This window comes from Variovorax sp. J31P207 (genome assembly GCF_030316965.1).
GTDB lineage: Bacteria > Pseudomonadota > Gammaproteobacteria > Burkholderiales > Burkholderiaceae_C > Variovorax > Variovorax ginsengisoli_B.
Window position 1 is genome coordinate 50,721 of sequence record NZ_JASZYN010000013.1, and the last position, 11,983, is coordinate 62,703.

Below are 11,983 nucleotides of genomic sequence, written 5' to 3' on the forward strand. Positions count from 1 at the left end.
AACCACCTCCTGCTACCCGTGCCGAGGGCGTCGGGCAGCCCCCGCAGCGAAATAAAGGAGGAGCCGAAGGCGGAGGACATGAGCGGAGGGGGCTACCCGACGCCCTCGGCACGCGCCCCGAAAGCAGTGGACCGCTGACATGGACCAGACTCTCTGCTGCGACGCCCAACGACGCATCGACGTCGCGAACTCGACCACGCTCAACGGCATCGACTTCGTCGAGGTCGTGGACGTGGGCGCGCAGTTCCAGCAGGGCCTGCGCGTGCACTTCCTGCGAGCTCCCGCGCCCGCGGGCATCACGGCGGCCAACGTGCGCATCAGCGGCGGCGAGCGCTTCACCGGCATCGTGGTCGACCAGCCGCCCAGCTACGACAACAACGTGCTGGTGCTGCACGTCGACCAGCCCGGCGACTTCTCGACCTACACGCTGCAGCTCGTGCAACCGGACGGCAGCGGCCTGCCGATGACGGGCATGGACCCGGTGCTGGCGTCGGCGCAGTTCTCGTTCAAGGTGGATTGCCCATCGCCCTTCGATTGCCAGTCGTCGACTGCCTGCGCGCCCGCCGAGGCCGCGGTGCCGGAGCTCAACTACCTGGCGAAGGACTACGCGGGCTTCCGCCAGCTCATGCTCGACCGCCTCGCCACACAAGTGCCCGGCTGGCAGGAAAGCCACGTGGCGGACCTCGGCGTCGCGCTGGTCGAGATGCTCGCCTACGTCGGCGACTACCTGAGCTACCAGCAGGACGCCGTGGCGACCGAGGCCTACCTGGGCACGGCGCGGCTGCGGACCTCGGTGCGCCGCCATGCCCGGCTGGTCGACTACTTCATGCAGGAAGGCTGCAGCGCCCGCACCTGGGTGCAGGTGCAGGTGCAGGCCGACAACGTGGCGCTGCCGGCGCACACGCCGGTCCTCGGCGGCAAGGCCGGCGCTGCGCCGGTGGTCGCCAGGGCCGGCTACGCCGCCGCGCTGGCGGGTCTTCCGGTCGTGTTCGAGACGACCCATGCGGCGACGCTGTTCCAGGCCCATCAGCAGATCGGCTTCCACACCTGGGGCGACCGGCGCTGCGCGCTGCCCCGGGGCGCGACGCAGGCGACCCTGCGCGGCCGCTTCCCGAACCTGAAGCCGGGCAACGTGCTGGTGGTCGAGGAAGTGCTCGGGCCCGAGACCGGCCTGGCTGCGGACGCGGATCCGACCCACCGCCAGGCGGTGCGGCTCGTCAGCGTCTCGGTCGACGATGCCAAGGGCCAGCCGCTGCAGGACCCGCTGTACAAGCAGCCGGTCACGCAGATCGCATGGGCCGCCGACGACGCGCTGACTTTTCCGCTGTGCCTCTCGGCCCGCATCGCGAAGAACAATACGGAGAGCGACGTGAGCGACATCAGCGTCGCCCGCGGCAACATCGTGATGGCCGACCACGGGCAGCGCCTCGCGGCGGCCGAGGCCATCGGCGAGGTGCCCGCGCCGACCTTGTTCCGCGCGCCGGCGGCGCTCGGCGCGATGTGCAGCGCCGCCCGTCGCGAGCCGGTACCGCCGCGCTTCAGGCCGCGGCTGGCGCGGTCGCCGCTCACCTGGGCCGTGCCCTTCGATCCCACCGATCTCGCCGCCTCGGCCACGGCGCTTCAGCAGCCCGATGCCGCGGGCGCCGCGCCCGCGATCCAGCTCGCCGGCCAGCTCGAAGGACTGTCGGTCGACTGGTTCGCGCAGCAGGACCTGCTCGGCAGCCATGCGGACGATCCGCACTTCGTCGTCGAGCCCGACGACGCGGGCGTGGCGTGGCTTCGCTTCGGCGACGGCACCCACGGCCGCCGTCCCGCGTCCGGCACGACGTTCAGCGCGAGCTACCGCGTCGGCACCGGCAGCGCCGGCAATGTCGGCGCCGGCACGCTGGTGCGCATCGTGACCGACGACCCGGCCATCGTCGGCGTTCGCCAGCCGCTGCCGGCGGGCGGCGGCAGCGAGCCGGAGAGCATCGCCTCCGTGCGGGCCAAGGCGCCGTATGCGCTGCGCACGCAGCAGCGCGCGGTCACGACCGACGACTACGCCCGCCTGGCCGCGCAACTGCCTGGCGTGCAGAGCGCGGCCGCCACGATGCGCTGGACCGGCAGCTGGCGCAGCGTCTTCGTCACCGTCGACCCCTTCGGCGGCGGCGCACTGGACGCGGCGTCGCAGGCGCGGCTCGCGCAGTCGCTCGACAGCCTGCGCATGGCCGGCCACGACCTGGAGATCGAGGCCCCGATCGCCGTGCCGCTCGACATCGCGATGGAGGTCCGCGTGCGCGCGGACTACTTCCGCGCCGAGGTCGCGCAGGCCCTGTCGGAAGTCTTCAACAGCCGGGTGCGGCCGGACGGACGGCTCGGGCTCTTCCACCCCGACAACTTCCGCATCGGGCAGGACGTGTATTCGAGTCCGCTCTATGCGGCGGCGATGGCCATCGATGGCGTCGAATCGGTGCAGATCACGACCTTCCAGCGGCGCGGCGAGCCGGGCCGCGCGGCACTGGACGCCGGCGTGCTGCCGATCGGGCGGCTCGAGGTGGCCCGGCTGGACAACAACCCGGACTTTCCGGAGCGAGGCGTGTTCAGCTTCGCGGTGAGGGGCGGTAAATGAGCACCGAGCTCGACGCCTGCGGCGCCTGCGCCGGCACCTCGCCGCAGACGCCCGCGCCGGTGGCCAACCGCGCCGGCCTGTCGGCGATCGGCTACCGGGTCGGAACGCAGCCGCTCTTCAAGGAAAGCATGCAGGCGCGCCTGGGCACCTTGCCCGAGCTGCGCACGCGCGACCCCGGCGATTTCACGCTCGGCCTGATCGACGCCTGGGCCAGCGTCGCCGACGTGCTCAGCTTCTACCAGGAGCGCATCGCCAACGAGTCCTTCCTGCGCACCGCCACCGAGCGGCGATCGCTCGCGGGCCTGGCGGAACTGGTCGGCTATGTGCCGCAGCCCGGCGTGGCTGCGAACACCTGGCTCGCCTTCACGCTGATGCAGGCGCCCGCCGCGGCGCCGACGGCAGTCGAGATTCCGGCGGGCACGCGGGTGCAGAGCATTCCCCTGCCCGGCGGGCTGCCGCAGACCTTCGAGACCCTCGAGGCCGTCCCGGCCAGGGTCGAATGGAATGCGTTCCGCCCCAGCCTCAGCCTGGCCCAGACGGTGGACGCCGACACGACGGAAGTCCTGCTCGGCGGCGTGTCGACGGGGCTCAAGCCCGGCGACAGCGTGGTCGTGGCGCCCAGCGACGCGGGCAGCCGCCCGGTGCTGCGCACGGTGGCCGGCGTGACGCCGATGGCGGCCGAGCAGCAGACCCGCGTGACGCTGCGCCCGGCGATCTCCGGGGCCCAGGTGCCGGCACCGGCGCCACCTCCGCCGCGCCCGCGGCGCCCGCGGATCGCCTTCGAATCGCTGCGGACCGACACCGTGCCGCTGCACATCGCGGCCACCTTCGCCGCGCCGCGCAACTGGTCCTTCGTGACGCAGCAGGCGCTGTCGGCCCATGTGCCCTTCGTCGCGCGCGCCGACGACCTGAAGGTCTTCGGCTGGCGCTTCGGGCTCAAGCTCAGGCACTTGTTCCGGACCCTCGCGGCCTGGTCGCCGCCGGTCGCACCGAGCATCTATGCGCTGCGCACCAAAGCTTCGCTCTTCGGCTACAACGCACCCGACCCGCGCAGCCTGCCGGCCGCCATCTCGGGCCAGTATTCGGACGAGTACGTGACGGGCGGCGACTGGGTGCCGCCCGCCGACGTGCTCGACCCGCTGCTCGACGCCAGCTATCCGCGCATCGCGCCGGGCGGCGATGCGGCCCCCAGCTTCGCCGCGCTGAGATGGAGCGACGCCCAGGGCGACCACTGGGTGGTCGCCAACGTCGACGGCGTGGCCGAGCACGGCATCGCGAAATACACGATGACCGGCAAGGTGACCCAACTCCGGCTGTCGGTGGTCGGCCAGAGCGACAGCGGGCCGGTGTCGATCGCCTACCCGACCTTCAGCAGCTACCGCGGCGCCACCCTGCAGGCCGAGAGCGAGGCCCTGCCCCTGGCCCGCCTGCCGAACGAGGACCCGCTGCCCGCCGACAGCCAGATCGACCTCGACACCTGGGTCGACGGCCTCCATGCCGGCCAGCGGCTGATCGTCAGCGGCGAGCTCGCCGATTCGCCCGGCAACCTGGCGAGCGAGATGGTGCAGATCCAGGCGGTGGCGCACGCCATCGGCGCCGACGGCGGCACCAGCCTGACCCTGGTCAGCGCGCTGACCCAGGCCTATGTGCGCAAGACCGTCACGATCAACGGCAACGTGGCGGCCGCCACGCACGGCAGCGCGGTGAGCGAGGTGCTCGGCAGCGGCAATGCCGCCGTGCCGTCGCAGCGCTTCACCTTGCGGCAGTCGCCGCTCACCCATGTCAGCGCGGCAACGCCCAGCGGTGTGGCATCGACGCTGGCACTGCGCGTGAACGGCGTGCAGTGGCGCGAGGTCCACGACTTCTTCGGCAGCGGGCCCCGCGACCGCGTCTATGTCGCCCGCCTCGACGACGACGGCAGCACTGTCGTCGGCTTCGGCGACGGCAGCCACGGCGCGCGGCCTCCGACCGGCACCGAGAACATCGTGGCCAGCTACCGCAAGGGCATCGGCGCGGTCGGCAATGTCGGCGCCGGCCAGCTTACGCTGCTGCAGACGCGCCCGCTCGGCGTGCAGGGCGTCACCAATCCCACGCCCGCCACCGGCGGCACCGACGCCGAGACCGCGGACGACATCCGCGCCAACGCCGCGCTCGGCCTGAGCACGCTCGGGCGCATCGTCTCGCTGCAGGACTACGAGGACTTCGCCCGCGCCTTCGGCGGCATCGCCAAGGCGCTCGCCACCTGGACCTGGTTCGGCCAGACCCGCGGCGTCTTCCTCACGGTCGCCGGCATCGACGGCGCCGACGTGGAATCGGGAGGCGCGGTCTTCGGTCACCTGCTCTCGGCGATCGGCGATGCGGCCGAGCCGAACGTGCCGGTCAGGCTCAGCAGCTACAGGCGCGGCGCCTTCACCTTCAGCGCCAACCTGATGATCGATCCGGCCCGCGACATGGACGCCGTGCTGGCCGCCGCGCAGCAGGCGGCGCGCGATGCGTTCTCCTTCGCGCGCCGCGGCTTCGGCCAGGCGGTGGCGCGCAGCGAGGTCATCGCCCTGCTGCAGGGCGTGCCGGGCGTGGTGGCGGTGCAGGTGAGCGCGCTGCGGCGCACCGACACGGCCCTCTTCGTGCCGGCGGCGCGCCTGGCCGTGCTGCGCGAGAACGCGCAGATCGATGCGGCGCTGCCCCAGGTCGGCTCCGACGCGAGCGTCCTGGCAGCCGAATTGCTGACGCTGGATCCGAGGCCGCTGGACCTGGTCGCAACCTGGGCGGAGGCACCTCCATGACACTCGACGGCGCCGCCCTCCTCCAGTTGCTGCCCGCGATCTACCGGCTGCGCGACGCCGACCAGGGCGGTGCGCTCGGGCGCCTGCTCGACGTGCTGGCGGAGCAGGTGCAGGTGCTGCAGGAAGACCTGGCGCAGCTCTACGACGATCAGTTCATCGAGACCTGCGCCGACTGGGTCGTGCCCTACATCGGCGACCTGATCGGCTACCGCCAGCTCAACGGCGTGGCCGCCACCGTCAGCAGCCCGCGCGCCGAGGTGGCCAACACCATCAACCTGCGGCGCGGCAAGGGCACGGTCACCGTGCTCGAGCGGCTGGCCCGCGACGTCACGGGCTGGGATGCGCATGTCGTCGAGTACTTCCTCGGGCTGGCGGCCACGCAGTGCGTGAAGCACGTCCGGCCGGGCGCCGGCGGCACGGTCGACCTGCGCAGCCAGCCGCTGCTCGAACGCATCGGCTCGCCATTCGACGGCGCGGCGCACGGGGTCGAGGTGCGCGGGCCCGGATGCGGCGGCCGCTGGAACCTGCCGAACGTCGGCATCCACCTGTGGTCCCAGCGCAGCGCCGGCTTGTCGCAGGCCACGGCCTTCGCGCGCGACAACCTGCGCTTCTTCTTCGATCCGCTCGGCGCCGACACGCAGCTGTTCAACCGCCCGCAGCCGCTGCCGGCCGATGCGCCGCTGGCCCGCGAATCGAACCTGCCGGTGGCCATCAGCCGCCGCGCGCTGGCCGCCGGCCTGGACCGCTTCCACGGACCGGACGCGTCGCTCTTCATCGGCGGCCTGCCCACCGGCACGACGCTGCTGGCGGCCGATCTGTCGGACCTCGATGCCGCCGGCACCCAGTGGGCGCACGTGCCGGCCGCGGGCAGCGTGCTGATCGATCCGCAGCGCGGCCGCATCGCCTTCGCCGCCGCGCCGGCCAGGCCGCTGGCGGTATGGTTCCATCGCGCCAGCGAGGCCGACCTCGGCGGCGGCGAATACGAGCGCTTGTCGACGCTCTCGCTCGGCCTTCAACCGGTGGTCGAGGTCCAGGCCGCGAACGGCAGCGTGCAGGCCGCGTTCACCGCCGTCAGCGCCGGCGGCGCAGTGCAGTTCCCGAGCAGCGCGACCTGGGCCGAGACGCCGTCGGTCGCGCTGGCGGCCGACGCGGTCGTCGAACTGCGGGCCGCCGACCAGACGCGGCCGGTCCTGCAGCTGGCCGGCGAACTGAAGATCAGCGGCGCGGCCGGTTCCGAGCTGACGCTCAACGGGCTGGTCATCAGCGGCGGGGCGCTGCATCTGGCGGCCACCGCCAACGGACAGGGCCCGAACACGCTGCGGCTGGTGCATTGCACGCTGGTGCCAGGGTCGACGCTGAAGGGCGACGGCAGCGCCGCCCAGCCCGGCGCGCCCAGCCTGATCGTCGAGACGAAGGGCACGCGGGTCGAGCTCGACCATTGCGTGGTCGGCGCACTGCGCATCGCCGCCGAGTGCCAGGTGAGCCTGAGCCACTGCATCGTCGACGCCGGGGATCCGGCCTCGGTGGCCTTCGCGGCGGTCGACGGCAACGCGGCGGGCGGCGCACTGCAGGCGACCGACTGCACGCTGGTCGGCCGCGTCCACAGCGTAGTGATCGAGGCGGCCTCGAACTGCATCTTCCATGCACGCGCCAGCCTTGCAGGCGGCGCTGCCCCGCCCTGGCCGGCGCCGGTGTGGTCCGAGCGGCGGCAGGAGGGCTGCCTGCGCTTCTCCTGCCTGCCGCTCGAATCGATCGTGCCGCGCCGCTACCGCTGCCAGCCGGCGACAGCAGCGGACGCCAGCCGCGTCGTGCCGCTCTTCGATTCGCTGCGCTACGGCGACCCGTCCTACTGTCAGCTGGCCCGGCGCTCGGCGATCGAGATCCGCACCGGCGCCGAAGACGGCGCCGAAATGGGCGTCCACCACGAACAGATGGCCCAGCAGCGCGAGAGCAACCTGCGCCTGCGCCTGGCGGAGTACCTGCGCGTCGGACTCGACGGCGGCCTGCTCTTCGCCGACTGAGCCTCCGAGGGAGAAACGACATGACCGCCGACTTCAGCCGAAACACCTTCAATCCGCGCAAGCACTACAGCGACGTGCTGCTTCAGCAGGGACGGGTGCAACTCGACGCCGACTGGAACGAGCAGCAGTCGATCAACGCCCATCGGCGCGAGCGCCTCGGCATCGATGTCGTCGGCCCGAGCGGCGCGCCGCAGGACGACCCGGGCTTCGGCCTGGCCCTCACCGCCGACGGCAGCGACCTGACGATCGCCTCGGGCCGCTACTACGTCGACGGGATCGCCTGCGATGCCGAACCGGGCCAGCGCCTGGCCTTCAGCAGCAGCGGCGACAACAAGGCGCTGGTGGCCCTGCCGCGCGCCGATCTGGCCGACTTCCGCGCCGGCCAGTGGGTGCTGCTGAACGTCACGGCGGACGCGTCGCAGATGCTGCGCATCACCGCCGTGGCGCCCGCGGACGGCGGCTTCACGCTGACCCTGGCGGGGGCCGTCACCCGGCCGCCGACGCCGGCCAGCGGCAGCTTCAACGGCGTGCTGCGCCGGATCACGACCTACCTGACGCAGCCCGATTTTCCGAATCCCGACTTCGCCAGCGCCGCAGCCGGTGCCAATCCGGCCACCCTGGCGCTGCCCAAGGGCCTGTACGTGGCCTACCTCGACGTCTGGCAGCGCCTGGTCACCGCGCTCGACGATCCGGACATCCGCGAGAGCGCGCTCGGCGGCCCCGACACGGCCGTGCGCACCAGGACCATCCGCCAGCTGAAGCTGCTCGCGGTCACGCCGCCCGCCACCGATGCGCCGGCCTGCGGCACGGCCTTCCCCGAATGGGATGCGCTGACCGGCGGCACCAGCGGCGCGCTGTCCGCCCGCGCGGCACCGTCGCTCGGTCAGAGCGGCCCTTGCCTGATCCCGCCCGGCGGGGGCTACCGCGGACTCGACAACCAGCTCTACCGGGTCGAGATCCACGACGCCGGCGCCGACGGCAGCGCGACCTTCAAATGGTCGCGCGACAACGGCAGCGTGGTCACGCGCATCCGGGGCTTCAATGGCAGCACGCTGACGGTCGACAGCACCGGACCCGACGACGCGCTGGGACTGGCAAACGGCCAGTGGGTCGAGATCATCGGCGCCGCCGACGAACTGCACGGCCGGCCCGGGCAGCTGATCCAGATCGCCACCGTGCAGCCGGCCACCTCGACCGTGAGCTTCGCCGCGTCGCCGACGCCCATCGACGCTTCGCTGAATCCGAAGATGCGCCGCTGGGACGGTGCCGCGACCGTGGTGCCGGCGGGCGGCGGCGGCTGGCTGGACCTGGAGCTCGGCGTGCAGGTGCAGTTCACCGCCGGCCAGTACGCGACCGGCGACCACTGGCTCATTCCTGCCCGCTCGGGCGCCACGGCCAGCGTCGAATGGCACCATGCGGCCCCCCAGCCGCCGGCCGGCATCGTGCACCACTTCGCCCGCATCGGGCTGCTGCGCTGGGCCGGCGCCCCGGCCGGCAGCCTGCTCACGGACTGCCGGCGCACCTTTGCGCCGCTGACCGACATCCCGCCGGCGCTCCACGTCACCGGCATCAGCTGGCAGAACGACGACGTGCTGCAGCTGTCGCAGTTCGTCGCCGGGCTGTCGATCTCGATGGACGGGGCGCCGATCGGGCAATACACGGTCAACCTCGACCCGGGCACGGGCACGCCGGTGCCGACGAACGTGGCGCTGATGACGGTTTCCGACAATTCGATGGTTGTCACCGTCGAAATTCCGACACCGGTGCCGAACCAGCCCGCCAACGCCCAGCCGGCGTTGACGATGCCCGTGCCGGTGGTGCTGCCCGGCAACCCGATCAGCTGGCAGGCGAAATCGAACACGCTGCTGTGGGTGCCCAGCCCGACGGCCCAGAGCGTGGTCAATGCACTGAGCGGCGGGCAGGCGCGCGTGCGCGTGCGGATGAAGGGCAATTTCATCTGGGGCGACCTCGGGCAGCAGCGGCTCTACCTCGACGGCGAAGTCCGCGGCCAGCCCGGACTGAGCGCATCGCGCACCAACAGCCTGCGCACCGACCTGGCCTTTCCCTCGGGCTGCGGGCGCCGCTACAGCGACTTCGAGAGCTGGTTCACCCTCCAGCTCGCGGCCACGCCGGTCTCGCTGCGCGGCTTCGGCCTGAACGCGGCGGTGCTGCTCGGCGACGGCGCGTTGACCGGCCAGGTGGTGCTGGCCAGCGTCGCCCAGTCGGCGGTCACGGTGACGCTGTCGGCCAGCAGCGCGCCGGCGATCCCGGTCGTGCTGAACGGCGGCAACCCGCTCACGATCCCGGCCGGGCAGACCAACGCCAGCTTCCCGATCACGGTCGCGGCGCCGCCCTCGAGCAGCGTGGTCAACGTGACGGCCAGCGTGGCCGCAATTCCCAATTCGCAGCTGACGACCACGCTGACCACCAACTTCACCGTGGTGGTCCTGGCCGTCGGCGTGTCGCCGCCGACGGCGCTGCTGCTCGCCGGCACCTCGCAGCAGTTCACGGCCAGCGTCGGCAGCAGCGGGGTCGCGATCCCGGGGGGTGTCGACACGGGCGTGAGCTGGAGCTGCAGCGGCGGCTCGGTCAGCGCCTCGGGGAACTACGTCGCACCGGGCGCGGCCGGCGTGTTCGCCGTGGTCGCGACCAGCGTCGCCGACCCGCGGCGCAGCGCCCAGGCCACGGTGACCGTGCGCGTCAAGGGCAAGGACAAGGACAAGGACAAGGAGGCCGCCGCCGACAAGACCGTGCGCCTCGACAAGGCGGTGCTGGCCGAGAAGGTCAGCGACGTGGTGGTGCGCCCGGCGGTGGTCAGCCCGGTCATCGCCAGCCCGGCGGTGATCTCTTCGCCGGTGATCCTGCAGCGCTCCTTCATCGCGCCCGCACAGCGGCCGGAGGTCGGGCCGCCGCCGCCGGCCACGCCGGAACCGCCCGCCCCCCCCGCGCCGTCCAAGGCGCCCGGCAAGACCAAGGGCAAGAGCAAAAAAGGTGGCTGATCGGCCGCTGCTGGTGCTCGCCGACGAACGGGATGGCGTGGCGCATGCTTTCGTCGCCCATCATCGCGCGGAGGGCGCGCGGCTCTTGATACCTTCGGATCTCTCGCGCCCCGGCTGGTGCCTTCGCGTCGGCGATCCGGGCGCCTCCGTCGCCGTGGCGGAAGACGGCGCCATCCCCGCGTCGGCGCTGCGCGGCGTGATCACGCGGCTCGCCGCCATCGCGCCCGCGCAGTTGCCGCACGTGGCCGAGGCCGATCGCGACTACGTGGCCAGCGAGATGAGCGCTTTTCTCAGTGCCTGGCTGTCGGCGCTGGCATGCCCGGTGATGAACCGCCCCGTCGTTCCCTCGCTCTCGGGGCCGGTGTGGCGCCGGGAACAGTGGGCCCGGCTGGCGCTCGACCTCGACATTCCCGTCGTGCCGATCCGGCTCACGCTGCGGCCCGGCTCGCCGATGCCGGCGCTGCCGCCCGCGGGCGAGCCCTGCGTTCGCCTCGACGTCATCGGCGGGGCGGTCATCGGCCACGCGCATCCGCGGCTGCGCGACCATGCCCGGCGGCTGGCCGATGGCGCCGGCATGGCGCTGCTCGGCGTGTTCTTCGATGCGGACGACGGCCAGGCACGCTTCGTCGGCGCCGACCGCTGGCCCGACCTGTCCGACCGGGCGATCGGCGATGCCGTGATGGAGCGCCTGTCATGAGCCTCCGCCCGTCCGGGCCCGTGCTGCTGTGGGGCTCGCCGCTGGACCTGCCCATCGCCGCCGTCTGCACCGCGCTGAGCCGTCTCGGGACGCCGATGTTCCTGGTCGACCAGACACGCGCCGGCGAGACTTCCATCGACATCGAGATCGATGGCGTCCTCGGCGGCTGGATCCAGGTCGGCGACCAGCGCTGCGCGCTGGACCGCGTCCGCTCGGCCTATGCGCGGCCGCAGGACGCGGCCGGCGCGGTCGACGAAGCGCTGGCCTGCTGGCTCGAACTCACGCCGGCGCTGGTCGTCAATCGGCTGTCCGCAATGGGATCGAACAGTTCCAAGCCCTACCAGGCGGCATTGATCGCGAAGGCCGGGTTCGCGGTGCCCGACACGCTCGTGACCAACGACCCCGATGCGCTGCGCGGGTTCTGGCGGCGCCACGGCAGCATCGTCTACAAGTCCTGCAGCGGCGTTCGCAGCATCGTCTCGCGCCTGGCGGCGGACGATGCGGACCGGCTGGCCCGGCTCGCCACCTGCCCGACCCAGTTCCAGGAATACGTGCCGGGCACCGACTACCGCGTGCATGTGATCGGCGAAGAGATCCACGGCCACGCGATCGACTCGGACGCCGACGACTACCGCTATGCGGGGTCCGCCGGCGTTCGACTGCAGCCCTGGCGGGTGCCCGACGAACTCCGGCCCCGGGTGCGCAAACTGGCGGCATCGCTGGGGCTGGTCATGGCCGGGATCGACCTGCGTCGCAGCGCGCAGGGCGAGTGGGTCTGCTTCGAAGTCAATCCCTCGCCCGGATTCACCTTCTACGACGCCGAGGACGACGAGCCGATCGCGCGCGCCACGGCGCGGCTGCTGACCAAGGGCTGA

Annotated in this window: 6 protein-coding genes; all 6 read left to right on the plus strand. The window is 72.5% G+C overall.

Annotation, left to right across the window (positions count from 1 at the left end):
* Nucleotides 1-139 precede the first annotated feature (139 nt).
* From QTI68_RS31660 to QTI68_RS31685, 6 genes are read left to right on the plus strand one after another with little or no spacing between them, the layout of a single operon-like run.
* The gene (locus QTI68_RS31660; RefSeq protein WP_286527259.1) at nt 140-2,608 is read left to right on the plus strand and encodes a putative baseplate assembly protein; all 2,469 of its coding nucleotides are present in this window, start codon (nt 140-142) and stop codon (nt 2,606-2,608) included.
* Complete coding sequence (locus QTI68_RS31665; RefSeq protein WP_286527262.1) at nt 2,605-5,391, plus strand: putative baseplate assembly protein; 2,787 nt, start codon at nt 2,605-2,607, stop codon at nt 5,389-5,391. Before QTI68_RS31660 ends, QTI68_RS31665 begins: the two co-directional genes overlap by 4 nt.
* Nucleotides 5,388-7,412 carry a hypothetical protein gene (locus tag QTI68_RS31670; RefSeq protein WP_286527264.1) on the plus strand — a complete coding sequence of 675 codons (2,025 nt, stop codon included), beginning with the start codon at nt 5,388-5,390 and terminating at the stop codon, nt 7,410-7,412. The genes QTI68_RS31665 and QTI68_RS31670 overlap by 4 nt, the downstream gene beginning before the upstream one ends.
* Before the next feature lie 20 nt (nt 7,413-7,432).
* Entirely contained in the window at nt 7,433-10,411 is a 2,979-nt protein-coding gene (locus QTI68_RS31675; protein ID WP_286527266.1) for a DUF6519 domain-containing protein, read from the plus strand.
* The gene (locus QTI68_RS31680) at nt 10,404-11,108 is read left to right on the plus strand and encodes a hypothetical protein (protein WP_286527268.1); all 705 of its coding nucleotides are present in this window, start codon (nt 10,404-10,406) and stop codon (nt 11,106-11,108) included. Before QTI68_RS31675 ends, QTI68_RS31680 begins: the two co-directional genes overlap by 8 nt.
* Nucleotides 11,105-11,983 carry an MvdC/MvdD family ATP grasp protein gene (locus QTI68_RS31685; RefSeq protein WP_286527273.1) on the plus strand — a complete coding sequence of 293 codons (879 nt, stop codon included), beginning with the start codon at nt 11,105-11,107 and terminating at the stop codon, nt 11,981-11,983. Before QTI68_RS31680 ends, QTI68_RS31685 begins: the two co-directional genes overlap by 4 nt.

What these genes read in the sequence shown, in the direction of transcription:
- QTI68_RS31665 (WP_286527262.1), top strand. Translation starts at nt 2,605, where the DNA reads ATGAGCACCGAGCTCGACGCCTGCGGCGCCTGCGCCGGCACCTCGCCG.
- QTI68_RS31670 (WP_286527264.1), top strand. Translation starts at nt 5,388, where the DNA reads ATGACACTCGACGGCGCCGCCCTCCTCCAGTTGCTGCCCGCGATCTAC.
- QTI68_RS31675 (WP_286527266.1), top strand. Translation starts at nt 7,433, where the DNA reads ATGACCGCCGACTTCAGCCGAAACACCTTCAATCCGCGCAAGCACTAC.
- QTI68_RS31685 (WP_286527273.1), top strand. Translation starts at nt 11,105, where the DNA reads ATGAGCCTCCGCCCGTCCGGGCCCGTGCTGCTGTGGGGCTCGCCGCTG.
- QTI68_RS31660 (WP_286527259.1), top strand. Translation starts at nt 140, where the DNA reads ATGGACCAGACTCTCTGCTGCGACGCCCAACGACGCATCGACGTCGCG.